The organism is Niallia oryzisoli (assembly GCF_036670025.1).
GTDB classification, from domain to species: domain Bacteria; phylum Bacillota; class Bacilli; order Bacillales; family Cytobacillaceae; genus Bacillus_BD; species Bacillus_BD oryzisoli.
The window spans coordinates 3,465,462-3,490,955 of the sequence record NZ_CP137640.1; the positions used below are offsets into that span (position 1 = coordinate 3,465,462).

Genomic DNA, 25,494 nt, shown 5'->3' on the forward strand with positions numbered 1-25,494 from the left:
ATATTTTCCAATAATTTATATCTATTAGTAAACTACTTATATAGACTGACTAAATACTTCTCAATGCATCAATCGGATTCAACTTGGAAGCCTTTCTCGCAGGTGCAATTCCAAAAAGAATACCAACTGCTGCGGAGAATCCCAGTGCTAACAGCACTGTCGAAGCAGAAAGTGCAAATGTTGTTCCAATTAGCAAACACACGATATAAGCTACTATTGTTCCGAGTGTTAATCCAATAACACCACCAAAAAGGGATAGAAACACCGCTTCAATTAAAAATTGCTGTTGAATCCTCTTAGGTTCAGCACCTAGAGCCTTTCTCAAACCAATTTCTGTAGTTCTTTCTGTTACAGACACAAGCATCATATTCATAATTCCAATACCGCCAACGATTAGAGATATAGAAGCAATCCCTCCAAGCATAAATGACAGCATACTTGTCATCTTCTTGATAGATGTAAGCATATCCTGCATATTCATGACGGAAAAACCATCTTTTTTATCATTAAATGCTTCATTTAATACCGATTCAATCTCTCTTGTTACTTTATCCGAATGGTTTGAATCTTCCATGTACACATCAACACTTGATATATATCCCGTCCCTAGTAAACTCATTGAAGTGGTATATGGAACGATAACGGCATCGTTTGTAGATGAACTTGAAAAGGAACTTGACTCTTGTAAAATACCAATAATAGTGTAAGTAGAACCGCCAATGATCATCTTTTGACCAATAGGATTCTCACCATAGAACAAATCTCTCATAATATCAGATCCAATCAAACAAACTTGATTTTTATTTTTGACATCTAATATGTTGATACCCCTCCCGGAATCTACAAGAGCTTTTGTTCTTGAAAAATACACCTCATTTTTACCCTGAACGGTTACATTTGTTTTCTCAACCCCTGAGCTGACGATCGTTGTTTTACCTGAGGTGGTTGGCGAAACGCCAGCAACATTTTCGATCTCACCTAGCTTTTGAATGTCACTATCAATAAGTCCTTGCTTAAGCGGGGTTCCCATCGCCTGCACCGTTATTTTATCTGCACCAAAGGAAGCGAACTCGTTTGTCATCTCATTTGTTGAACTTTTTACAATGGTAATCAGTGCAATGATTGAACTAACTCCAATCACAATCCCAAGAATCGTTAGGGCAGACCGCATTTTGTTGTGAATCACATTCATCCAGGCCATTTTTACATTTTCCTTAAACATCACACACACTCCTCGCTAAGCTGACCATCCAAAATATGAACAATCCTGCTTGCATGCGTTGCAATCTCTTTATCATGTGTAATCATAATGATTGTTTTTCCTTCATCATGGAGCTCATGAAAAAGCTCCATGATCTGTTGACCCGTTTTTTGATCCAGCGCCCCAGTCGGTTCATCTGCCAGTAAAATAGTCGGCTCTGTAACCATCGCCCTTGCAATTGCCACTCTTTGCTGTTGACCGCCAGAAAGCTGGTTAGGCAGGTTTTGTAATTTATCAGCAAGACCTACCTTTTGAAGCATTTCCTTCGCACGCTCCTTACGGATTTTTTCCGGCAGTCCTCTGTAGACAAGGGGCAGCTCTACATTTTGCCATGCATTCAATCGCGGAAGTAATTGAAATTGCTGAAACACAAATCCGATTTCTTTGTTTCGAATAGAAGCCAACTTCGATTCATCTAATGTATCTACCTGGTGATTTGAAAGGATATATTGACCGCTTGTCGGAATATCCAAACATCCTACAATGTTCATGAGTGTCGTTTTACCTGATCCTGATGGTCCTAGAATGGCTACAAAATCCCCATTATTTACTGTCAGGTTGATCTGATCTAATACCGTTTGTTCTTCTTCACCCATGTGAAAGTTTTTTGTTATTTGGTCCATTTTAAGAATTTGCCTGTTCATTATTGATTACCTCCCCCGTGCATCGATGCAGCAGCATCGCTATTATTCTCTGAGGTTGTATTTGGGACCATAACCACTTCTCCTAAACGAATTCCACTCTTAATTTCAATAATCGTCCCATCATGGATTCCTATTTCCACATATTGTTTTGCTGGTTCGCCTTTCTCAGAGCCCTTTAAAATATATGGTCTGTTTTTACTATCGAACTGAATGGCTTTCATTGATACAGTCGTAGCATCAACTGCCTTATGCTTTAGTATCTTTACTTCTGCACTCATTCCTAATCGAATAGCAGGATCCTCCTCGAAATCAATCATGGCTGTAAAATATGAAATCCCGTTTTCGTTTATCGCTTCCTTTGAAACAGATTGAACGGTTCCTTTCATGTCTTTTCCCAAAGCGTTCATACGAACATCTACCCTTTGACCAACTGTAACGTATTTTAGGTCATACTCATCAACTTTTACTTTAATCTGTAATTGGCTGTAATCGACAATATCCATCAGCTGTGACCCTTTTAAAGCATGTGAATTACTTTTTGTAAATAACTTAGAAACCTCTCCATCGATTTCAGCTTTTATTTCCTCTCCTTCTGCATTCCTCAACAATACATCACCCGTTTTTACCAAATCCCCTTCATTCACTAAAACTTCTTCAATATGCATTTCCTTCTGACTGATAACATTTTGCTTCTTCGGTGCTTCTACTGCACCGGTAAAACTGTAGTACGTTGTAATGTCCGCTTTTTCAGCTTTTTCTTCTTCAAAAGCACCTGCTCCTTTTGGTGCAAATACAAACACAGCAACAAGAGACAAAAGTAATACTCCGACAATAGACAAAATCATTACTTTCTTTTTACCTGACTTTTTTTGTATGGAATTCATATCCTTACCTCCGAATCTTTATTATGAGCCGTTAATTTTTACAACTAAGGTTCCTCTGATGTATTGGTTAATCTCATTGTACGGCGTCTCTACCCCTTCCAATCCGCAGACATTAAGAGTAACTACCGCAGATATTTCGTGTATTCCCCGCAGATTCTTCGGGACCCACAGCAAGTGTTTTCAGTTCTTGCGCAGGCAAAAAACCTTAACGCAAAGAGTTAAGGTTTGAATGTTATGATTTATTTATAGGGCGTTTTTAAGAAAACTGAATTGGAAAGTCCATTCGAATTGTTACCCCTTGACCTAGGACAGAATCAAACTCAATTTTGCCATTTAGGCTTTGTACACGTTGTCTAATACCCGTTAATCCCATGCTGTGAAATGTAGGATTCAGCTTTTCTCTTTCAAAGCCGACACCATTGTCATAATAGAAAATTTTTAATGAATCTTGTTTACTCATTTTAAAATGCAGCATAGAAGCCTTTGAGTGTTTCGCTGCATTATTCAGCAGTTCTTGTGTGATTCGATAGATTCCGATTGTTAATTCTTCATCTATCGTCAAATGATTGATCATATCCGTTTCGAATGTAATTTTAAATATCGATGAAAGCTGGGTGTATTCAAATAAGTTCTCTAATGCACGTTCAAGTCCGAGTTCTCTTAAAAGAGGAGGCCTTAACTCATTACATGTCATACGAATTTGATGAATAGTATCCAGCAAGCCCTGCCCGATTTCTTTCAGTTGATCTTTCCATTCATATTGTAATTCATTTTGTTTTTGGAGCGCCTCCAGCCTTCTAAATAAATCAACTTGATCCTGTAAAATGGTATCATGTAAATCGCTAGATAAATTTTGACGTTGTTGCTCTTGAAGGTTAAATAACAGCCTTAAGACCCACTGTGGCGTTTCATTACTTTGTATAACTTCTTCCAACTGGTTCATTAGATTCTCTATCACATTTAAATTTTCAAACACCATGACAGTAAAACAAATGAGTGTTTCAAGCCAGATGGAGTCCATTGCTTCATTTATAGATTGTAATTGTAGTACTAATATATACGAATATTCTCTCCGATCACCAATCCTGATATATGTTTTATCTGATATTTGGACAATTTTCCCCATCGATAATTGAGCCAGATGAGCCTCCACCTCCGTAGACAGCCCTTCCTCCACTTTTTGCTCTTCACGATGAAATTTCAATAGATACGGTTTAGAGTTTGGTAATATATAAGTTATTTCTTTTCTGAGTCTTTCCTCAAGATCAGATAATTTCATGACTGAAGAAAGATCCTTTGAAAATATTTTTAAACTATTTTGTAATTCTTCATATCTATTCTTTCTAGTTTCCAGTTCATTTTCCATCATTTTTCGATCTGTTATATCACGAATCGTAACAACTGCAAGTCGATCAGGATGATGGGGTACAGGCATCACTCTTGATTCAAAAAATTTAATTTCCCCATTCGCATCAATCACTCGGTATTCATTTGTTTTAGGAATTTGCAATTTTAACACTTGTCTGTGTGCTTCCATTAGATTTTCTTTATCATCTGGATGTACCGGATCAAATACATTTGTTCCCACAAAGCCTTCATGGTCCAATCCAAAAATAGTTCGTATAGATGGGGTTACATAACGAACAATCTGATTCTCGTCTATGATAATAATAATGTCCAATGTATGTTTTGCGATTGTCTCAAATTCCCAACTGAAATTGTTTGGATTCTCCATCACATCACCACTCATATTATATTTAGAATTTTCAATCATTTATTTATATAAAGTATATCTATAAATCATGTTATTTGAAAATGAGAAACAGAAAAAAAGTCATGGTTTTTTCCTTGACTTTATAAACGTTCGAAAAAGAATTTCGCTTCAAGAATATGTCATATGTTTCATGAAGGTTTACTTCAATTCTTCTTCCGGTATTAAACCTAATTCTTTCGCTTTTACTACCGTATCCACTCTTGTTCTAACCCCAAACTTTTGGTAAAGCGAAGTTAAATTATATTCTAAAGATCTTTGGCTCATGGCTAAGGTCGAGGCAATTTCTCTTGTACTTTTGCCTTTGGCTAGTTCGCTTAGAATCTTTTCCTCTAATTCTGTGAGAATCACTTTTTCTTGTTTATTCTTTCCACTAGAAATAATTCCTGGTCTGCGTAATTCTCTTACCAAAGTAAGCGGTAAGATCACTTGCTGGCGTAAGGCCGCCCTTATCCCTGCGACAAGTTCCTCTCTTGATGAGGTTTTTGATAAAAATCCAGAGGCGCCGGCCTCCACTAATAAATTAAAATGTGGTTTAATATCAAATCCGGTATAGATTAAAATAATCAAGTCCGGGTTATAGGCTAAAGCTTGTTTGGTCAACTCTAGTCCATTAATGTGCGGCATATATAAATCAAACAGCAATACATCATAGTCATGAAGCTTGATCTCATCTATCGCTTTCAATGAACTATTTTCTACCGTTATATGAAAATCAGGCTCTTGTTCTAAAAGCACTTTTGTTCCTTCGATGATCGATAAATGATCATCAACAATAAGAATATTTATCATCTCTCATACATCTCCTAATAACTTAATCGGAAATTTAATCATCACTTTTAACCCTTGACCTGGCTTGGAATCAAATTCTATTTCTCCATTTAGACTTTGAACTCGCTGCATCATACTTGATAAACCCATGCTATGAAAAGACGGCTTTAACTTTTCTAGAGGAAATCCCACCCCATCATCACAATAGAGGATTTGTACAGTTTCATCTATTCTCATCTTAAAATCTAGTAATGATGCCTTAGCATGTTTAACTGCATTGTTCAATAATTCTTGAATGATGCGATAGATTCCAATGGTTACTTCTTCATTTAAGGATAAATTACTTGGATTTTCTGAAAGAAATGTAATTTTAAAAGTTGATGAGATCTGAATGTATTCAAATAAGTTTTCTAAAGCCTTTTCAAGACCAAGTTCCCTTAAAAATGGAGGCCGCAGTTCATTGCAAGTCCTGCGAATTTGATGGATCGAGTCAAGTAATCCCTGCTCAATCCCCGAAAGTGTTTCGATTAATTCCAGCTTAATGTCTTTTCGATATTTGAGTACTTCCAGCCTTCTGAATAAATCAATTTGATCCTGCAATACTGTATCATGTAAATCACTTGATAACTGTAAACGTTGTTGTTCCTGTAAATTGAACAATAGTCTTAATACCCATTGTGGTGTTTCTTTACTTTGTAAAGCCGCTTCTAATTGGTTCATTAAATTTTCCATTACATTTAGATTTTCAAACACCATTACGGAATAACAAATCAATGTTTCAAGCCAAATGAAATCCATCTTTTCCATCATGGACGATTCATTTAAGGACAAGATATAAGCTCTTCCGTTTCGTTCGCCTATTTTGAAGTGAATCTTATTATTAATTGATTCTAATTTTCCTAATGTTAATGAAAGCAAGGTTTTTTCCATTGGATTTTCACTTTCTAAGATGTGAATGACAGGTTCAGAACCTGGTGTGATGGATTTTATTTCTTTCACCAATCTATTTTCCAGATCAGAAACTTTCATAATGGAAGTGAGGTCTTGAGAAAAAACCTTCAGGCTATTCTGCAGGGCTTCATAGCGATTTTTTCTCCTCTCAAGCTCCATCTCCATCTTTTTTCTTTCAGATATATCTCTAATGGATACGACTTGTAGATATTCTTCCGTATCAGGTAAAGGAGTTGTTTTACATTCAAAGTATTTAATGACACCAAATTTATCTATCACTCGATATTCTGTAGAGGAAGGTCTTCCTGTTTTGAGAAGTTTTTTGTGTCTTTCTTCCATGTATTGCCTGTCATCTGGATGAATCGAGCCGGCAAATATATCCTTGTAGCGTAACTCTTCAGGAGTACTGTCAAATATCTCATAAAATGAAGGTGTTGCATATAATACATTTCGCTGTTGATTTACTATTAATAGGATATCTAATGTGTGATTCGCAATGATTTCATATATCCAATTATGTTCGTTCGCTGTTTCCATTGATCGTAATCACCTCTCTTTTTTCATGTCCTTACTATTGAGTTTACACAAAAAAGCATTAGTCTGAACCGAAAAGTTTTTGCGTGAGGATGCAACTTATTGTGGTTTGACCATCGTCATATATTTGAAAGATAAATTATTACTTACTTTGCATTGCATTTCATGTAAAACTGTTATATTATTTAATTAATTATATATTTTCTTATTTCAATACTTTTGAAGTAAGGATAGAGGCGCAAAGACCATAAGTACACAATAGGAGGATAATGAGGTCTGTAGAAGATTGTGGAAAGGGGAATTTGCCGAAGCTGAGAGAATCTCATTCTTCTTGAAGCTGGTTCTGTTATTGAATAAATACAGAACTGTCATATAGGTAACTATATGGAGGGCTATCTTACGCACGGAAACGTTTTTCTTATATGTTTCTACTGCAGCAGCGAACCCTCGGTGCTGCTTTTTGCGTTTACTTAACAAGTGGCCTTCTCCCTCTAATTTTAAAATAATTAAAAGGAAGTGGAGAAGAAATGAATTTCGGACAATTATTAACAGCAATGGTGACCCCATTTGATCAGAACGGTGAAGTTGATTTTACTGCGACAAGAAAGTTAGTGAATTATTTAATTGACAATGGTACGGAAGGTTTAGTGGTAGCAGGTACAACAGGTGAATCACCAACCCTAACTGCGGAAGAGAAAGTTGAATTATTCAAAGTTGTCGTTGAAGTCGTTGATGGAAGAATCCCTGTTATTGCCGGTACTGGCTCATATAACACAAGAGAGTCCATCCACTTAACAAAGCTTGCTGAAAAAACAGGCGTAGACGGAGTGATGCTTGTTGTTCCTTACTATAACAAGCCATCACAAGAAGGCCTATACCAACATTTCAAAGCAATTGCTGAGTCAACCACATTACCAGTTATGCTTTATAATATTCCTGGAAGAACCGGCATTAATATGACTGTTGAAACGACTGTACGTCTTGCACAGCTTCCTAATATTGTTGCAATTAAAGATGCCAGTGGCAATTTAGATGCTATGTCTGAAATTATTAGGCAGACTCCCGAAGGTTTTTCATTATACAGCGGTGATGATGGTGTAACAATACCAGTATTATCGATTGGCGGGGCTGGTATAATTTCAGTTGCTTCCCACGTGATTGGAAATGAAATGCAGACGATGATTAAGCACTTTATGAGCGGAAATCATCAAAAGGCTGCAGAAATGCACCGCAGCCTGTTACCAGTCATGAAGGCATTATTCGCTGCACCAAATCCAACACCGGTTAAGGCAGCATTAAATTTAGCCGGTGTCCCTGTCGGCGGTGTACGTTTACCGATGGTTCCATTAAATGATGCGGAACTCAATGCCTTAAAAGAAGTTTTAAACCGGTTACACGAAAATGATGAAGAAATGGAAGAAGCAGTTAGCTGAGGTTGACTATAAGTTTTAAGAAGGCTTAGACAATTGTCTAGGCTTTTTTTATTTGTCCCCCCTACTTTGGCTTCTGTATAAAAAAGGAACAGAAAACGAATAATGACTTATGTTGTGAAATAAAGACCCCTGCTTCAAAAGGAGGATTTTTGATGAAGACAAAAGCGAAATTATTATCTATTGCTCTGATATTAAGCGGTTTTCTGGCTTCTTGTTCCGAGCAGACGATTCCTATTGAAGAAAATGTTAATGATGTGAAAGCAGAACAAACAACTAGTCAACTGGAAACTGAGGTTAAAGAGGCAAATGGCAGCCATCCTGCTGATTGGTCTTATGAAGGAGATACAGGACCGGAATATTGGGGAGAGTTAGATCCCTCATACGCAGCTTGTTCGAAGGGAAAGGAACAGTCACCAATCAATATTGAATCTTCCCAGATAAAAGATTCTGACACGAAGGCTGATATGACCATACAATATGAGCCAACAACTGTTACACTTGAAAACACCGGATATACGATACAAGCAAACCCTATAACAAAAAGAAATATAATTGTATTGAATAATAAAGAATATGCACTAGAGCAATTTCATTTCCATACCCCTAGCGAACATCAGTTTAATAGTAAAAACTTTCCTATGGAGCTGCATCTAGTTCATAAGGATCCCTACGGAAAACTTGCTGTCCTAGGTGTTATGATTCAAGAAGGAAATGAAAATGAGAAGCTTGCAGCTGCTTGGAATGCATTACCGAAGAAAGCATCAGAAAAGACAATTGTGAAAGAACCTGTGGACGTAAAGTCATTGCTGCCACAAAAACAAACAGCCTTCCACTATGACGGCTCATTGACTACACCGCCATGTACAGAAGGAGTAAAATGGCTTGTTTATGAACAGCCGATTTACATGTCAAAGGATCAAATTCAAGCATTTAAAGAAAGGTTCCCTGATAATCATCGGCCTGTTCAGCCAATTAATGATAGAGAAATCATTAAAAATTAAACTCCTGCATTATCAGGCGATAATTTCCATGTCTGGGAGTGATACACTAGTGACATGGTCCTATTTCATATGATAAATTAATACATGTAAGAGATGAACAACAAAACATGAAATGGTGAGTAGTCGCGGCTCATGTTAGACATGAGTTGAGGAAAGTCCAGGCTCGCCCGGTGCTGAGATGCCCGGAGTGTTCGTGCCATCTGCAAAGGTGGGCAGAGACTTTTAGTCTCTGACGGCGGAAAAATCATGCTAAGTCCTCCTCGAGGATATGCTGAGAGTATCCTGAAAGTGCCACAGTAACGGAGTTCCTCTGGAAACGGAGGAAATGGAACGGGGTAAACCCCACGAGCGAGCAACCCAAACTTTGGTAGGGGCACCATCCGGCGGGAATCATGAACCAAAAGGATGGATCGGTTGAATTCAATCGATAGTTATATGACTACACCTGCAGTGCGAGCTTGGCATCGTTTGAGCACGCAGGAACAGAACCTGGCTTACAGCCATTTCATGAGCCGAAGTCATCTTTTTTAATTGTACACATAACATAGGTATGTTTTTTCTATACATACCGTGCTAGACGGGGAGTTGGCGGTGCCCTGTAACCCGCAATCCGCCATAGCGGGGTTGAATGCCTGCTTGAGGTTTGAACATGTAAGGACTGCCTTGTAAAAGTGGTGTTGACAATTGGGTCCTGCGCAATGGAAACCTATGAATTTGGTCAGGTCCGGAAGGAAGCAGCCATAAGTAGACTATTCCATGTGCCGCAGGGTTGCCTAGTTCGAGCTTTCTTTTACAAGTAACGCTTGGTTGTTCCTATCGAGAGCAGGCGCACGGTGTTTACTGATTTCTATTAAACAAGAAGTACATACAATTCCTAACGATTCAAGAGGTTGGCTAATAATCATAAGTCAGCCTTTTTTCTTTTTAACTTAGCTGCAGTACGTCTCTGGTCTGATTTACAATTAAAGCTCAAGCCGTTTTCTCCTTTTGATTGACTCTCTTACAATAAAAGTACGATGAACAAGGGGGAATTTCAAAATGAATAAGAAAATAGTTGGAAGTATGATAGCAGCTTCATTTTTAGTTATCGCAACGGGATGTGGTACTTTTTTCGATGGAAAAGATGAAAGCAGCACTATCCTGATTGAGAAGGATAAAGCAGATGAATTGAAGCTTGAACTCAATATCGGTGCAGGAGAATTGCATGTCACTGACGGTGCAGCGGAATGGACGGAAGGAACCATTGAATACACGAACAATAAGCTAAAGCCAGATATCACATACAAGCTTAAAGACAACACAGGAAATGCCTTGATTGAACAAGACGATGGAATTTTCAAAAACATCAATCTTGGCGATGTAAAAAACAATTGGGATCTTAAGTTAACTAATGATATACCACTTGAATTGACTGTGAATGCAGGCGCTTCCGAATCTAATCTGGATTTAAAAGGATTGCAAATTCAGGACCTTGAAGTAAATGCCGGTGTCGGTGATATGACGATTGACCTTAGCGGCAGCCACGACGAAAGCATTAATGCCTCCTTACACATGGGCGTTGGAGAGTCTACGATTATCCTTCCGAAAGATGTCGGAGTTAAAATTGAAGCATCTAATGGAATTGGAAAAGCAGATTTTGACGGTTTCATTTCCAAAGGAAACGGAATTTATGTAAACGAGGCATACGAAGACGCCGAGGTTGTTATTAACTTAGATACGGAATTAGGTGTTGGAAAGGCTACCTTTAAAATGGAATAATCCTCATAAAGGGAAACTGGTTAGTAGATCAGGTTCCCCTTATTTGTTATAAAGATTATCCTTTTATAGATTTTTATCTCTAATCTCTGTTAAAACGCCGTCCCATAGCTTTGAGCGTGCTTCCAAGCATTTTTCTCCAATTTCATTTGCCCTTTTAAGTTTTATCGGATCATTTTCACATAACTCCAGCAATAGTTTTTCAGCCAGGGGACCATGATGTTCTTCATCCACTTCAATATGTCTATTCAAATAAAATACTAATCTTTCACTAGAAGCATCAGTCTCCATTAAAGAGTCTACCAATGGTTTGAACATTTCTGGAATCAAGCCTTCACGTCCATAGAAAAAGGCAGCAGCTACTTCATATAGTTCCCCATTCAAGGCTAAATCTAAATTAAATGAAACAAATTGTCTGACACTCTCAGGAAAATTGTTTTCAGCAAAAACAATTTGATAATCTTTGCCCTCTTTCAGTGGGTTTAAGAACGATTCAAACATTTTCGCATCCGCACCACACTCCTCCATTGCTTCCAAATACAAAGCAAAATGACTAGTGTATCCCCCTCTCCCATCAATATCTGATTCCTCTGCCACAACAATTTCATTAATTAAACGGGAAAAAAGCGGTTTTTCATATGGAAACCATGGTACGTCCACAGAAGTGACGGATCTTTGCAGCCTTTTTAATAAACTCATAAAATCCCAGACTGCAAACACATGATGTTTCATAAACACTTTTACTCTTTCAGGTGTTGTGATTTCTTGATAAATAGGGTGTTGTAATAATGTTTTTCTAACAGATTCCAATTGTACTAGACTCATTGCAAGTTCTCCTTTTTCATGCAGATGTATTCAAGAACTATCTTAAACGAAAAAGTTAATCATTTCCATATTTTCTAATATTTTTATTCCTTATGTTTTTTTCTGCAAAAGATGGTTTGTCTACCTTCTAGTTCATTTTCTTCATAATAAAGAACATGCCAGTCTCCAAACTCCGAAAGAAGTTCATTTGATTTCAGTTTGTATTGACTAGATACTTTTTGTTCACTTTTAGGTGAAAGATAAAATGTCTCCATAAAGAAATATCCATTCTCCTTCAAAATCGATTCGACCAACGGAAAAATGGAGCGATCTAAATAATACGTGATGACAACCAGATCAAAGGAATTCTCCAAAAAGTCAAGGCTTTGCCAATCTGTCAAATCGGAGATTCGTGGATGAATGGAAAGCTGCTTTTGATCTGAAAGTAATTGAAGATATTCGATTGCCACTTCTGAGATATCCACTGCCTCTACTCGATAGCCAAGGTTAGCTAGGAATGTGCTGTTGCCGCCAAGGCCGCAGGCAAGATCAAGAGCTGTTCCTCCGTTTAGATAGTTGGACAATTCTTGTAGTCTGACATTTAGGATTGGTTCTTCACTCTTAAGAAGTTTTTCTTTATACTTTTCGTTCCATTTCTTTTTTGCATCCATCTAGCACTGCTCCTTGGGTATTTTCCATTTATACTCTATTGTACCATCCTTATTCAGACATACTAAAAGAACCTCCGACTGAATCAGAGGTTTCTTTTATTAGGAAATTGATTAGACATGGATTTCTAATCTAACTTCTCTATATTAAGCTGTTGTTTCCACTTTTCCTTTTTTCACTGCTTTGACATTTTCGGCTTCTTGCTTTGCTTTCGAGGTGAAGTGGTCCTTCTCAACAAGGAAGGAAACTAATAAGCTTCCAAGAATCGCCCATAACGGAGCTCCAATGTTGAAAAAGGTAATACCTGACATCCCGATGATTAAAGCGAAAAAGGCACCCATTTGGAATTTAGTATCGGAAAAAGCCGTTTTTAGCGAGTTGATCAAAACACCCAGCATCGCAAGTCCAGCGATAGCTGTCACAATTACACTTGGCATAGCAATAACAAATGGAACAACTAATGAAGCAAATAGGCCAAATATAGCAAAGAATCCACCATTTGCAAACGAGGCTGCATAACGGCTGTCTTTTTCCCCTACTTCTTTCGATGAACAAATGGCTGTCATTGGACCAGCGATATTGATCGCATGTCCGCCAAACAATGCACCAATTAGGCCAACAATGGATCCGTTCCAGGCCATCGCATTATTAGGCGGATTGTATCCTTGAGCCATTAGTACACCTGTTGCTTGAGCATTTTCTGTACAAATAATCAGCAAGGCCAACGGAATGCCGATTGAAATGATGGCATCGATACTAAATGACGGCATCACTAATTGTGGTAATATGAGTGTATCCTGAACATTCTGAACCTTGAACGCACCCGTTACAACAGCTAACACAACTGCGACAATTAATGCTGATAACACTGGCGGGACCTTTTTCAAAAACCGTGTTGAAAGCATAAATACAATAATAGCAGCACCAGCCAATAATGGCGAAACAGTAACAGAGTGGATCATATCCGTAGCAAAACGAATCATCACTCCAACAATCATCCCCATAACAATTGGAAGCGGGATGAGCTTCATTACTTTATCGATTAATCCTGAAGCACCAAGAATAATGACAATAACATGGGCGACCAAATAGGCCCCTACCGCCTCATTTATTGTAAAATGAGTTAAAGATCCAGCAACTAACACAGCACCCGCAATGGAATGCGCAACAGAAATCGGCTGCCGGTATTTAACCGCTAAGAACATTCCAAGTAATCCGCTAAAGAAATAAACGGCAAAAATCCAGCTAATCGTTTCTGCATAAGTTAAACCGCCATTTGTCGCACCGCCGATTATAATTAACGCCGGACCGGTACAGCCAAAGATAGCAGCAACTAAACCGGCACTAACGGTATTTACATTAAGGTTTCTACGTAAATCCTTTACGTTTGTACGAAATGTATTCATTTCTATCTCCTTTCGAACATTACTATTTAGTGATAATATGTAATTTATATGATAAGTCAAAAAGTTCTCTTTGTACCCATCCAATTGGCTTGTCCTAGTATAATCCAATTGGATGCATAATTGGCTGAGGTGGTTGATTAAATGGAATGGAAAGTAGATCGCGATGCTGATAAACCACTTTATCAGCAAATATTTGAATATATAGAAGAAAAAATTTCATATGGCGAATATCCGCCTGAAACCCTTTTGCCCTCTGAGCGGAAATTAGCACAGCAATTAAATGTGAATCGGATGACCATTGCGCATGTATATGATGAACTCCAGGCATCAGGGCTTGTTGAAAGAAAAAAGGGCAGTGGAACCCGTGTCAGCTCCCATAAATGGGGTATCCTGCCGAAAGGCGTAACGAATTGGCGCAAATATATTGAAGGCGGCTCCTTTATTCCTTCCTATCCGTTGATTCGACGCATCCGCGGCGAAGCAAAGGTGATGGAGAACGGCTTTAATTTAGCAAGCGGGAAATTATCATCAGACCTATTTCCTTCAGAGTATTTACAGTCTGTACTCTCAGAACACACGTTTCCAAGCGATTTAGGCTATGAGCATCCACAAGGGTTGTTATCGCTTCGTGAGACTATTGCTTCTTATGTGAAAACATATTACAACATCAATACAACGAGTTCTTCCGTTCTCATCACTTCAGGTGCCCAGCAGGCACTGCATTTGATTACACAATGTTTGCTCAATCCCGGTGATGCAGTCGCAATAGAAGCCCCTTCCTATTGTTATTCATTGCCGCTCTTTCAATCTGCTGGTCTGAGAATCTTTGGGCTTCCTGTTGATGCAAATGGAATCAATCCGGATGATATTGTTACATTATACGCGAAACATAAAATCAGGATGATATTCCTAAATCCTACCTATCATAGTCCAACCGGTGCCATTCTTAGTGATGCACGTCGTAAAAAAGTGTTGGATATAGCTGCTGAACTCGGTATACCCATTGTGGAGGATGATCCTGTCAGTTTGATTTCTTTTGACAATGAACAATATGCACCGATTAAGTCTTACGACCGAAGCGGTAATGTTCTATATGTTGGATCGCTTTCAAAAGTTATTGGCTCCAGTTTGCGAATTGGCTGGCTCATTGGTCCGCAATCAGTTATTAACAGATTGGCTGATGCCCGCGAGCAGATTGATTTTGGCTTAAGCGTCTTTCCGCAGATGATTGCCAATCTTTTATTACAGTCACCTGAATACCCAAAACATCTCGTCTTTCTCCGCCAAGAGCTGCTAGAACGAAGAAATGAAATGATAGATGCTCTCCGGGATATCCTAGGCGAAAAAGTTGAGTTTACGATTCCAAAAGGCGGTCTTTTCATTTGGTGTAAAATAAAGAAGAAGGTGGATGATCAAAAACTGGTTGAAGAAGGAATCAAGCATAAAATTCTCTTTATGCCAGGAAGTGTGTATGGGGCGCCGAACGGCTATGTTCGTTTAACCTTTGCTCATTTAAAAAAGGAATCAATCAGAGAGGCTGTTAAACGATTGGCTATTGTGCTGGATCATATTTGAAACTGAAAATAGATAGGATGAGGGATCAACATATGAACCTGTTGGTCCTGTTCCCTTTTCTATGTTATCTATTAAAATAATATTATCTTATTCTATTGACAAATATTTCTGCCAACTTTATAGTTTAAATGTAAACTTTATTTTATTTTAGTTAACATAAAGGAGGTATGTTTAATGACAAAAGATCAAATTAAATTGAGATCCATGATCATGATCGCTTTATTTGCTGCTATAATAGGGATTCTTGCTCAAATCACGATTCCACTGCCGCTCGTTCCAATTACTGGGCAAACGTTAGCCATTGGAATCGCAGCAACCATTCTTGGATCCAGGAATGGTACCTTAGCTGTTCTATTGTATTTAATCATTGGTTCTGCCGGTGTTCCAGTTTTCGCTGAATTCTCCGCAGGAATCTCAAAGCTTGTAGGTCCAACCGGTGGATTTTTAGTCGGTTTTATCCCAGCTTCCTTTATTATCGGTTTTTATATGGAAAAACGAGGTTTTACATTTACAAATGCCCTTATTGCTAATATTATCGGGATGTTCATTACACTTGCTTTTGGTACTGCTTGGTTAAAAATATCTGCTGATCTGTCATGGACTGCAGCATTGGCAAGTGGCTTTACCCCATTCATCATTGTAGGATTGATTAAAGCTGCCCTTGCTTCGTGGATTGGCGTCGTTGTGAGACAACGATTAATTTCCTCAAAGCTTTTAATATCACATACAAATGTGAATATGTAAGACTGCCCACCTGTTGCAAAAGCAGCCATCCATTTTTTGGACGGCTGCTTTTGCTTTTATTTTTATACTTAATAAAAATAATATATTTAAAAAGATACTGTTCAAGTTGTGAATGATCAACAAAAAGAAGAAAAACTCCAAAGAGCAGTTATTTTATATGAGGTAAAAAATAAGAATATTTGGTGGGCAGCACTTGCCTTTGCTTCTTTTACCTTTACATTCTTTTCCTTTAACACCTGGATTACAACTTATTTAACAGAAGAAACCTCTATGAGTCTTATGATCGCAACGCTTATTCCAAGCTTAGTGGCAATATTAACAATGGCAAGCAACCTTTATTCTGGTGTACTGTTGAATAAATTAGGAAATTCGCTGTTCGTTTTTTTAGTTCCTGCCATTGCTTTTACTATTGCATGGCCGATTTTCACATCCAGCTCGCTAGGTGTTCTTTATGGCATTGCCCTTATTCTTGGACTGTTTAGCGGATTTATCCCAACCATTGTTTTTGCTGCCGCTCCACTCTTAGCCGAAAGGAAAGAAACAATCGGTATTGCCATGTCTATCGTCATTATCGGTGAAAACGCAGGAATCCTAATCGGCCCGGAAATATTCGGCTACCTCCGCCAATGGACCGGAGAGTTTACACTTCTGGACACTCTCCATTGCCAGTCTTATCATGATGACCGCCAGCCTAAAAATCTGGAAATCCGGTGTGTTTGCGAAGCAGAGGGACGGTTCTCTTTCTTCCAATAAGGAGCTAGCAGAAAGCTCTACGGCTAACCAGAAGCTGTCGAACTAATACTAAAAATCGTCCATATACAGTTTGACTATCCTCACATGCAAATGTGAATATGTAAGATTGCCAAAGAAAGCAGCAGGAGCATCCAGTTTTTGGACTGTACCTGCTGTATTATTTTTTTGTACATACTACTTCATAGAGGTGAAAAGTATTGCTTAAAACTGTCCAAATAGAAGATGAGATAAAAAAGTATGCTGTTTCTTTTTCATCCTTATCCGAATTAAATCCTTTAGTAACCGAAGCCAGCCAGGCAAAATTCGTCCTTTTCGGTGAAGCGAGTCATGGTACTAGTGAATTTTATACCATTCGTGCCGACTTAACAAAGCAGCTTTTACAGGAGCATGGCTTTTCTTTTATAGCTGTTGAAGGGGATTGGCCTGCCTGTTATGAGGTAAACCGTTTCGTAAAAGGCATAGCTCCAGAGTATTCTTCTGCAAAAGATGTATTAAAGGCATCATTCAACCGTTGGCCTGGATGGATGTGGGCAAACAAAGAAATTGAAGATTTAATCGACTGGCTCTACTCCTATAACCAAACCACAACGAAAAAAAAAGTCGGCTTTTACGGAATTGATGTTTACAGCTTGTGGGAATCAATGGAGGCTATTGTTGACTACCTGCAAAAAAGCAATTCACCTGCATTAGAAAAAGCCTTACAGGCCATTGAATGCTTTGATCCATTTGAACGAAAACCTGAAAAGTATGGAATCTCAGCGGCCTTTTATGGTGAAGATTGTAAGGATGAAGTGTTAGAACTTCTCAATTCAATATGGAAATACAAAGAACTCATCCCAAATGATCCTGATTCAGAGCTTAATATGAAGATTAATGCCATTGTTACAAGTAATGCCGAGCATTATTACCATACGATGATTACCGATGATAACGAGTCCTGGAATATTCGCGACCGTCATATGGTGGAAGCTCTTGACCATATCGCACAATTTCATGGTACAAGTGCAAAAGGGATTGTTTGGGAGCATAATACACATATTGGTGATGCACGGGCTACAGATATGGCTAGCGAAGGACTGGTCAATGTCGGACAGTTAACACGTGAAAAATACGGCCGTGAAAACATTTATGCCGTTGGCTTTGGAACCTATCAGGGAACGGTTATTGCTGCAACCGAATGGGGAGTCCCTCATGAAATCATGGCCGTTCCTAACGGTGCTGAAGGCAGTTGGGAAGAAGCGATGCATCATGCTAATGCATCGAACCAATATCTCATGTTTACAGCACAAAACAGGAATGTGTTTCGTGATGTAATTGGACACCGTGCCATCGGAGTCGTCTATCACCCGCGTTATGAGCATCATGGTAACTATGTTCCTTCACGACTTTCTGAACGGTACAATGCTTTTATTCATGTGGAGATGACAAAAGCATTATCTCCATTGTAGGAGGTATTTTATAAAAAGGTAACCTCGAATCTGTCGGGGTACCTTTTTTGGAATGATATCCTTCTATATACAAATTATAGCGCCAATTTATGTACATAATTCTCAATTTTCAATATTAATGCACGGGTTTCAATAAATTTCTGAGTAAAATGGCAAAATAATTCTTCATCAACCGTATCCAATGCTTCATTAATTTTATATTGAAAATAATTAAGCGATAATTCAATATCCGCAGTTGATACGATTATCCCCTTTGCATAATAGTGTTCCAAGTCTTCAAGTGATAAATAGAATTCATACAAGTTATTCAAACTAATTAAAAAATACCAGCCTTTATCAACGATATATTTGCGATCATTGATGATTTCTATAATATCTCCTTCATGAATAGTAATTCCATGTGCATGAGCTTGATCTCGGCAAAAACATTCTTTTCTATGTTTAACCGTTTTTTTCACAATAAAATGCCGATACATTACCATCTCTCCCTTGCATTCAAACTATTTATCATTTTGAATTTTTAGCATTTTCCATTGATAACAATTCTCATTAAGGAATAAAATTTTTTTAGCCTATATAACTCCTTTTAGTGCTTGATGGATCGAAGACCATGAACGCTTTGCATAAAAAATAGGGATTGATTTATTTTTAGCCCGTCTTTTAATTACCGTTGATAGATTGTGATTTACGTAGTCTGTTAAGACAAGGATACAGCTTATATGTTCGGGAATTTTTTGATTAATCATTTTTACCTTTCTCCCGTTCGTATGTAAAATTTCATCAAAACCATACGAAGATAATTTATCCGGAATTACTCCTAAACTATCTCCACCAATAATAAGCAGGGAATTCACGTCTATCTCCTCCATTTTTATTTTCGGTTATTCTTCTAGATTTCTATTTGTTTGATTTTAATTGAAAATGATTATCATTTATATATTTACTATTCTAAGTGATAACGATTATCATTGTCAACTTTTTCTAAAAATTTAAGTCAAAGAAGCAAAGGAACCGTCCCTCTGCTTCCAATTTAAAAATATTGTGAAATATTTTCAAATGGCTTAAAATGATTAGAAAATAAGGTTTAATTTATTTGATTCGTATTTTGTGAAAACATAGTAGATATGGAGTGTAATAGAATGACAAAACCAAAAATTGAATTTTGTATGTTGAATTTAGAGAGAAAGGATGGATCGAAAAAGGCCCGTCAAATAATTGAGAGGGATTTAAATATAGAAACAACAGCATATGGATGTATGACGAATTGTTATAATTGCGCCAAGTCTTTATATGCAGTTGTAAATGGTGAGTATGTATATGCTGAAACCTCTGAACAGTTGGTTGAAAAAATTTATCAGCAGCTAGAAGTAGAACCAGCTCGTTAAACGATTATACAAAAATTAATACCTATGAATCTTGGTAAAAACCAATGCCCTTCTCCTGTTATAAAAGAAAGGGCATTGGTTTTATCCTTATATTAATTTCCGTTTGCTGCCTCTATTTCACTCATTGGAATGCCAAGTGCTTTCGCAACCCCTTGACCATAAACTGGATCTGCCCTATAGCAGTTGTTTATATGTCTTAATTGAACTTTTTTCGTCGTTCCTTGCATATTACGAGCTGTGTTTTCAAATAATCTTTGCTGCTCGTCTTTTGTCATTAGATTAAATAATTTACCCGGTTGTTCATAATAAAGTTCATCATCATCACGGAAGTTATAAAAATCAACACCGTCTTGAAGATTTAAAGCCGGTTCCTGATGTTCCTTTGAATCCTGCCATTCACCATTGCTATTTGGCGAATAGGATACAACCCCTTCGGTAGCGTTGTGGATTCGCATTGCCCCGTCACGATGATATGGGTGGAAGTTCTTCGTATTTTTTGGATAGTTAACAGGAATTTGCCAGTGGTTAACACCTAGTCGATAACGCTGCGCATCACCATATGAGAACAAACGCCCTTGCAGCATTCTATCAGGTGAGAAACCAATGCCCGGTACAATATTAGTTGGAGCAAATGCTGCCTGCTCTACTTCTGCAAAGTAATTTTCCGGATTTCGATTTAGCTCCACTTCCCCTACTTCGATAAGCGGAAAATCCTTCTTATACCACACTTTGGTTAGATCAAATGGATTATATCTCAGCTTAGAAGCTTGTTCATCTGTCATCACTTGAATGTACATCTTCCATTTTGGATAATCTCCTTGTTCAATCGCTTCGAATAAATCCCGTTGATGACTTTCACGGTCTTTTCCAATGATTTCAACTGCTTTTTGGTCAGTTAAATTCTTTATTCCTTGCTGTGTAACAAAGTGGAATTTAACCCAAACACGTTCATTATTCGCATTCATCATGCTGTATGCATGACTGCCAAACATATGCATATTTCGGTAGGAAGCAGGAATCCCACGATCACTCATCGTGATGGTCACTTGATGAAGAGCTTCCGGTAATGAGGTCCAAAAATCCCAGTTTGACTGCGCACTGTGCATATTTGTTCGAGGATCCCGTTTTACGACGTGGTTCAAATCTGGGAATCTCTTAGGATCCCTAAGGAAAAATACCGGTGTATTATTACCAACAAGATCCCAGTTCCCTTCTTCCGTATAAAACTTCATCGCGGTTCCACGAATATCGCGCTCAGCATCGGCTGCCCCTCTCTCCCCTGCCACAGTAGAAAAGCGGATAAACATGTCGGTTTTCTTGCCAACCTTTGAGAAAATAGCTGCTTTCGTATAGTTTGTAATGTCATTTGTAACTGTAAACGTACCGTATGCTCCCGAACCTTTCGCATGCATACGACGTTCAGGAATGACTTCTCTGTCAAAATGAGCAAGCTTTTCTAGAAACCAAACATCTTCCATTACCAATGGACCTCGTTTACCTGCTGTTTTGCTGTCATCATCATTTGTTACAGGAGCACCAAAGGCCGTTGTCATTTTTTTAACCTGTTTTTTATTTTCATTTTCGTTTTGGTTATTTGTATCAGTCATTCAGAGATATCCTCCTTACTTAGTTAGATTAATTATTAAAAGATATCTAATTTATATGAAAAAAATTCCATTATAAGACAGTATGCAGTTATTGTTCAAGTTATCAATATTATTTTTATTTATTAAATATTTAAGGTTATCGCTGATTTTCAATTGTTGTAGGAACAATAATAGTGTATGATACATAGTATAAGGTATATAGTGTATGACATATAGTATTAATAAATGAGGTGGGTGAATGAGTACATTACTAAATTCATTATTGACAGAACTTAGGAGAGGAACATTAACGTTGGCAGTGCTTAGTCAATTACGGACACCGCAGTATGGCTATTCCCTTGTTCAGTTATTAGAGCAATCAGGAATTTCGATTGATCAAAGTACTTTATATCCCTTGCTTCGCCGATTAGAGAAACAAGAGCTGGTGACAAGCAGCTGGGATACTTCCGAAAGTCGGCCGCGAAAGTATTATGTGTTAAGTGATTTTGGTTTAGAGATTTTTTTACAGCTGAAAGAGGAATGGATTAAGGGCTCTAAGGAGCTTTATGGATTATTACAGGGGGAGGAAGAAGATGAATCTAATTGGGATTTATATTCATGAAGTTACTCGCAGGCTGCCGGAGAAAAATCGTGAGGACATCGGTCTTGAGCTGAGGTCAACCATTGAGGATATGTTACCAGATGATTATTCGGAGGAAGATGTTAAATCCGTTCTTGAAAAATTAGGGAGTCCCGTTTTGTTAGCCAGCCGGTATCGTGATCAGCCCATGCATCTGATTGGGCCGCGATATTATGATGTATATGTCTCGTTATTGAAAATGATTTTACCGATTGCAGGAACGATTGCCCTTATTTCGATGATTGCTGCATATTTTGTCGGCTATAATGGTGAGGAAGCGGTTATGAATGTGATCATCACAATTTTTTCTAAAGGCATTTGGGTACTAATTGAAGTCGGCATGCAAGTCTTTTTCTGGTTTACACTCACTTTTGCGATTATTGAACGAGTCGATAAAAGTAATGATAACTTACCTTTGACAAAAAACTATAAACCATGGACCCCTGATGATCTGAAAGACATCCCTTATATACCAAAGAAAAAGGCTATTACGAAATGTGAAGTGTTTGGTGGTTTTCTATGGACAGCAATTTGGGCCAGTATATATTTTTATGCTGATCATTTAGTTGGTGTCTATGAAGGCGGTGGAGGCCGGCTTGATTTCATTATGCCTGCTTTAAACCAAGAGGTGCTGCTTTCTTATTGGCCGGCTGTTGTAGCTGTTATTGTGATTGAGATTGCGCTATACCTCTACAAGTATATAAAAGGGCAGTGGACACAAAAAATGGCCATATTAAACACTGCTCACGAGATTATTGCTACTGGTTTATTCATTTTCATCATCAGTAACAACGACCTATTACAGCAGGAGTTTGTTTCGTATATGGCCGAAATCTTTTCTATACTGCCAGAACAATTTACTGCATGGCTGACTGGCGGTATCATTCTCATGTTTGTAGTGTTTTCTATTATCACAATCATTGATGGATTCCGGAAAGCTCGAATTCGGTAAAAAATAAAAGAAGCGAACAATTCAGTTCGCTTCTTTTATTAATCAAATGATAATTTGTAATCTTCTGCTTTGATCATTTTTAGTTTTCTTGAGAATAGATAGATTTAAACGACGTTTAATAAGATTGGCAAGATAAACAATGTACTTAACATAATTGAAATATTTTTTAAAGTCCATCCTCCCTCTGCTAAATTGATGTAATTCAACGGTCCAACTAGACCGGAAAGACCGAAACCTGCACTGTATGGTGTGCCTTGCATATTTAAGATACCTGCTAAAGCACCAAGAATCGCCGCCGTAATGATCATTGGAAACGCAATTTTTGGTTTCATAAAAAAGTTCCTCATTTGAATTTTCGGAGACCCAATTACATGTGCCAATGCAGTTCCAAGTGAATTTGCTTTGTAGCTTGCAATGGCTAAACCTACCCCTGCTGCCACAATTCCCAGATTCGCTGCACCCGATCCAATTCCTGATAGCATGATGACAGTTGCCACTCCAACTGTGGATATAGGTGATAAAATAATGAGGCAGAAATTACAGCAATAATCGCTCCCATGAGGACAGGCTGCCATGTTGTTACATTGGCAATTGCCACGCCTAGTATGCCTGTTGTAGTTTTGACATAAGGCAATAATAGGTATCCTACCATCCCTGGCACCAAAATACTTAATGTTGGTAGTAAAAGAATGGAATAAGCTTTTAACTTATTGCCTAACAATTGAACAAATAAGACGGTTAAAGCAGCAGTAATTCCTGTATTGATAACAATACCAATCCCATTTAGAGCAAATAATCCATCAGCTGTTTTTTGGATAGCACGCTTCCGACCATAGCTGCAATCCCGACACTTGCCGTTTGAATCGGTGTCAACTTGAACGCGATCCCGACCATGACACCAATTAAAACAGGTAATAAACTCATCACATACATTGTTATATCAAAAACATGCTGTAATGAAGGAAAATGAGGAATCAATAATTTTAATATCTCCCCTAATAACGCATTTCGGAATCAAAGCTACAACTATTCCAATACTCATCCCGTTTAGTAACTTGCTGAAGAAGTCTTTAAATTTAATCGTCTCCTATTCCCGATAATATATTGGGATAATTATAGAAAGCATTCTGACAAATATCAACAAAAAAATTTAATTACTTTAACGCGTATAAGCATAAAAGTTCAAAAGTAAATTTTTTTCTCAAAAAACAGCATAAATGTTATATAATACTATTAAAACTATCAAAATAGTGGAAATTATCATTTGGATAACTTTTTTAGAACAATAAAAAATTTTTTATGAACATCTAGGAGCTAAAAAATGACTTTTGTACTTTTATTCATTACGATTCTTCTAATAGCTGTTATCGTTAACCTGAAAGTGGACCGTCTGACCATTTCAACTGTTGCAGGTGCGCCAATCATGGCAATGGGCATTATGCTGAAAGGGGTTTTTACGGGGGCAGGTATTCCATTAGTATATGATATTCTTTTTTACTGTCTCATTGGTATTGCCTATTGGGTGATCATCCATTACACGTTTGATCTGCTGCATGGGGTATTTTTTTCCTCACATATAAAAGATCCTCTTGCAAGTTTTGCAACAGGCACCTGGATTGCTGCAACATCCATTATGACTGTTTTACTTACAGACAAAGAGTTTCATCTTTTATCACATATCCTTTTATTTATGAATTTGTTCTTTTGGTCTTTATATGTGGTTTTGGTTATAAGGAATTACCTATTTATCTTCCGAAAAATAAATAATTATCTGCCAAACATTCATGGAGGATTGCTCTTATCATGTGTTGCTACCCAGTCACTTGTCATTTCTGGATATCATTCGTATGGAGATTCATTTCCGCAAGTTTACGCAAATATTCTTCTAACAATTGGCTTCATCTTTTACTTATTGAACCTATGTCTGATTGTCTATCGCTATATCAATATGCAAAATAGGGATTTAACTGACAGCTGGAAAAATACAAATTGTATCATCCATGGAGCGATTTCGATAACAGGGGTATCCTTAATCACTTCACATGTAGAAGCAGTCGGCTTCATTGAATCTATCTGGATCATTTCCTTGACCCTTTTCTTTACCATTGAGGCGATTGAAGTGATTTGGGCCGTTCAGCGTATCAAAAAATTGGGCTGGAAAGAAGGATTATTCATCTATTCCCCCACTCAATGGGCGAGAATTTTTACCTTTGGAATGTTTCTCTTTTTCACAGAAAACCTGCCAATAAGCAATCCATCCCTACTAGAATCTCTGCAAAACCCAGTGCTGTTAGTGTTGCCAATTATTATGATCATCCTCATCCTCATCGAAATGTATCTATTAGCGGCACACTATTACAAGAAGCTGAAACCAAAACACATCCAGCCTTTACATTCTCATGAAATGTGAAGCAATTCCGTTTTCAAAAGCACTGGTTAATTCCAGTGTTTTTTTACATTATCTATTCAAAAGGAAAAATCCCCCTCAATGTAACCATTAGCATTTTTCACCATACTATATCATTGT

Annotated in this window: 23 protein-coding genes, 2 other RNA genes, 1 pseudogene and 1 riboswitch; of the genes and pseudogenes, 13 read left to right on the top strand and 13 right to left on the bottom strand. The window is 37.7% G+C overall.

What is annotated here, in order from left to right; translation table 11 throughout:
* Positions 1-49: 49 nt before the first annotated feature.
* From R4Z09_RS17485 to R4Z09_RS17510, 6 genes are all read right to left on the bottom strand, one after another.
* Complete coding sequence (locus tag R4Z09_RS17485) at positions 50-1,222, bottom strand: ABC transporter permease (RefSeq protein ID WP_338448031.1); 1,173 nt, start codon at positions 1,220-1,222, stop codon at positions 50-52.
* Complete coding sequence (locus tag R4Z09_RS17490) at positions 1,222-1,905, bottom strand: ABC transporter ATP-binding protein (RefSeq protein ID WP_338448032.1); 684 nt, start codon at positions 1,903-1,905, stop codon at positions 1,222-1,224. The genes R4Z09_RS17485 and R4Z09_RS17490 overlap by 1 nt, the downstream gene beginning before the upstream one ends.
* The gene (locus R4Z09_RS17495; protein ID WP_338448033.1) at positions 1,905-2,789 is read right to left on the bottom strand and encodes an efflux RND transporter periplasmic adaptor subunit; all 885 of its coding nucleotides are present in this window, start codon (positions 2,787-2,789) and stop codon (positions 1,905-1,907) included. The genes R4Z09_RS17490 and R4Z09_RS17495 overlap by 1 nt, the downstream gene beginning before the upstream one ends.
* A 256-nt stretch (positions 2,790-3,045) precedes the next feature.
* On the bottom strand, positions 3,046-4,524 hold the full coding sequence (locus R4Z09_RS17500; protein WP_338448034.1) for a PAS domain S-box protein: 1,479 nt from the start codon (positions 4,522-4,524) through the stop codon (positions 3,046-3,048).
* Positions 4,525-4,701: 177 nt separating this feature from the next.
* On the bottom strand, positions 4,702-5,352 hold the full coding sequence (locus R4Z09_RS17505) for a response regulator transcription factor (protein ID WP_338448035.1): 651 nt from the start codon (positions 5,350-5,352) through the stop codon (positions 4,702-4,704).
* A gap of 3 nt (positions 5,353-5,355) precedes the next feature.
* Positions 5,356-6,819 carry a PAS domain S-box protein gene (locus tag R4Z09_RS17510; RefSeq protein ID WP_338448036.1) on the bottom strand — a complete coding sequence of 488 codons (1,464 nt, stop codon included), beginning with the start codon at positions 6,817-6,819 and terminating at the stop codon, positions 5,356-5,358.
* Positions 6,820-7,039: 220 nt separating this feature from the next.
* Positions 7,040-7,219: riboswitch (Lysine riboswitch) on the top strand.
* Positions 7,220-7,343: 124 nt separating this feature from the next.
* On the opposite strand from R4Z09_RS17510, the gene dapA reads away from it, so the two are divergent.
* From dapA to R4Z09_RS17535, 5 genes are all read left to right on the top strand, one after another.
* Complete coding sequence (gene dapA, locus R4Z09_RS17515) at positions 7,344-8,249, top strand: 4-hydroxy-tetrahydrodipicolinate synthase (protein WP_338448037.1); 906 nt, start codon at positions 7,344-7,346, stop codon at positions 8,247-8,249.
* A gap of 152 nt (positions 8,250-8,401) precedes the next feature.
* On the top strand, positions 8,402-9,250 hold the full coding sequence (locus tag R4Z09_RS17520) for a carbonic anhydrase (RefSeq protein WP_338448038.1): 849 nt from the start codon (positions 8,402-8,404) through the stop codon (positions 9,248-9,250).
* Positions 9,251-9,361: 111 nt separating this feature from the next.
* Positions 9,362-9,752: RNase P RNA component class B (rnpB, locus tag R4Z09_RS17525), an RNA gene on the top strand.
* Positions 9,753-9,818: 66 nt separating this feature from the next.
* Positions 9,819-10,084: signal recognition particle sRNA large type (gene ffs / locus R4Z09_RS17530), an RNA gene on the top strand.
* 204 nt (positions 10,085-10,288) lie between these two features.
* Positions 10,289-11,008: a toast rack family protein gene (locus R4Z09_RS17535; RefSeq protein WP_338448039.1), complete on the top strand. Its 720-nt coding sequence runs from the start codon at positions 10,289-10,291 to the stop codon at positions 11,006-11,008.
* Between the two features lie 63 nt (positions 11,009-11,071).
* Here the strand turns inward: R4Z09_RS17535 and R4Z09_RS17540 are convergent, their stop codons facing one another.
* From R4Z09_RS17540 to R4Z09_RS17550, 3 genes are all read right to left on the bottom strand, one after another.
* Positions 11,072-11,830, bottom strand: coding sequence for a DUF3050 domain-containing protein (locus R4Z09_RS17540; protein WP_338448040.1), 759 nt, complete (start codon positions 11,828-11,830; stop codon positions 11,072-11,074).
* Positions 11,831-11,913: 83 nt separating this feature from the next.
* Complete coding sequence (locus R4Z09_RS17545) at positions 11,914-12,480, bottom strand: class I SAM-dependent methyltransferase (protein ID WP_338448041.1); 567 nt, start codon at positions 12,478-12,480, stop codon at positions 11,914-11,916.
* Between the two features lie 144 nt (positions 12,481-12,624).
* Positions 12,625-13,884 carry a benzoate/H(+) symporter BenE family transporter gene (locus R4Z09_RS17550; RefSeq protein WP_338448042.1) on the bottom strand — a complete coding sequence of 420 codons (1,260 nt, stop codon included), beginning with the start codon at positions 13,882-13,884 and terminating at the stop codon, positions 12,625-12,627.
* A gap of 141 nt (positions 13,885-14,025) precedes the next feature.
* Between R4Z09_RS17550 and R4Z09_RS17555 the strand changes: the two genes are divergently transcribed.
* The 4 genes from R4Z09_RS17555 to R4Z09_RS17570 all read left to right on the top strand — a co-directional run bounded on the left by R4Z09_RS17555 (position 14,026) and on the right by R4Z09_RS17570 (position 18,404).
* Positions 14,026-15,459 (top strand): PLP-dependent aminotransferase family protein, encoded by a 1,434-nt coding sequence (locus R4Z09_RS17555; protein ID WP_338448043.1) that lies wholly within the window; start codon positions 14,026-14,028, stop codon positions 15,457-15,459.
* Between the two features lie 174 nt (positions 15,460-15,633).
* Positions 15,634-16,203 (top strand): biotin transporter BioY, encoded by a 570-nt coding sequence (locus R4Z09_RS17560; RefSeq protein ID WP_338448044.1) that lies wholly within the window; start codon positions 15,634-15,636, stop codon positions 16,201-16,203.
* Between the two features lie 108 nt (positions 16,204-16,311).
* The gene (locus tag R4Z09_RS17565) at positions 16,312-16,956 is read left to right on the top strand and encodes an MFS transporter (protein ID WP_338448045.1); all 645 of its coding nucleotides are present in this window, start codon (positions 16,312-16,314) and stop codon (positions 16,954-16,956) included.
* A 197-nt stretch (positions 16,957-17,153) separates the two neighbouring features.
* The gene (locus R4Z09_RS17570; protein WP_338448046.1) at positions 17,154-18,404 is read left to right on the top strand and encodes an erythromycin esterase family protein; all 1,251 of its coding nucleotides are present in this window, start codon (positions 17,154-17,156) and stop codon (positions 18,402-18,404) included.
* Between the two features lie 74 nt (positions 18,405-18,478).
* Here the strand turns inward: R4Z09_RS17570 and R4Z09_RS17575 are convergent, their stop codons facing one another.
* On the bottom strand, positions 18,479-18,880 hold the full coding sequence (locus R4Z09_RS17575) for a hypothetical protein (protein ID WP_338448047.1): 402 nt from the start codon (positions 18,878-18,880) through the stop codon (positions 18,479-18,481).
* 96 nt (positions 18,881-18,976) lie between these two features.
* Entirely contained in the window at positions 18,977-19,258 is a 282-nt protein-coding gene (locus R4Z09_RS17580) for a DUF2325 domain-containing protein (protein ID WP_338448048.1), read from the bottom strand.
* Between the two features lie 285 nt (positions 19,259-19,543).
* On the opposite strand from R4Z09_RS17580, the gene R4Z09_RS17585 reads away from it, so the two are divergent.
* A complete protein-coding gene (locus R4Z09_RS17585; protein ID WP_338448049.1) occupies positions 19,544-19,789 on the top strand; it encodes a DUF1450 domain-containing protein in 246 nt (81 codons plus the stop codon).
* A 92-nt stretch (positions 19,790-19,881) separates the two neighbouring features.
* Here R4Z09_RS17585 and R4Z09_RS17590 read toward each other — a convergent pair whose 3' ends face one another.
* Positions 19,882-21,396 (bottom strand): catalase, encoded by a 1,515-nt coding sequence (locus R4Z09_RS17590; protein ID WP_338448050.1) that lies wholly within the window; start codon positions 21,394-21,396, stop codon positions 19,882-19,884.
* A gap of 238 nt (positions 21,397-21,634) precedes the next feature.
* On the opposite strand from R4Z09_RS17590, the gene R4Z09_RS17595 reads away from it, so the two are divergent.
* Entirely contained in the window at positions 21,635-21,997 is a 363-nt protein-coding gene (locus R4Z09_RS17595) for a PadR family transcriptional regulator (protein WP_338448051.1), read from the top strand.
* On the top strand, positions 21,969-22,967 hold the full coding sequence (locus R4Z09_RS17600; RefSeq protein WP_338448052.1) for an HAAS signaling domain-containing protein: 999 nt from the start codon (positions 21,969-21,971) through the stop codon (positions 22,965-22,967). The genes R4Z09_RS17595 and R4Z09_RS17600 overlap by 29 nt, the downstream gene beginning before the upstream one ends.
* A 38-nt stretch (positions 22,968-23,005) precedes the next feature.
* Here R4Z09_RS17600 and R4Z09_RS17605 read toward each other — a convergent pair.
* A pseudogene (locus tag R4Z09_RS17605) lies at positions 23,006-24,009 on the bottom strand (PTS transporter subunit IIC).
* A gap of 279 nt (positions 24,010-24,288) precedes the next feature.
* Between R4Z09_RS17605 and R4Z09_RS17610 the strand changes: the two are divergent.
* Positions 24,289-25,377: a hypothetical protein gene (locus tag R4Z09_RS17610; protein WP_338448053.1), complete on the top strand. Its 1,089-nt coding sequence runs from the start codon at positions 24,289-24,291 to the stop codon at positions 25,375-25,377.
* Positions 25,378-25,494 lie beyond the last annotated feature (117 nt).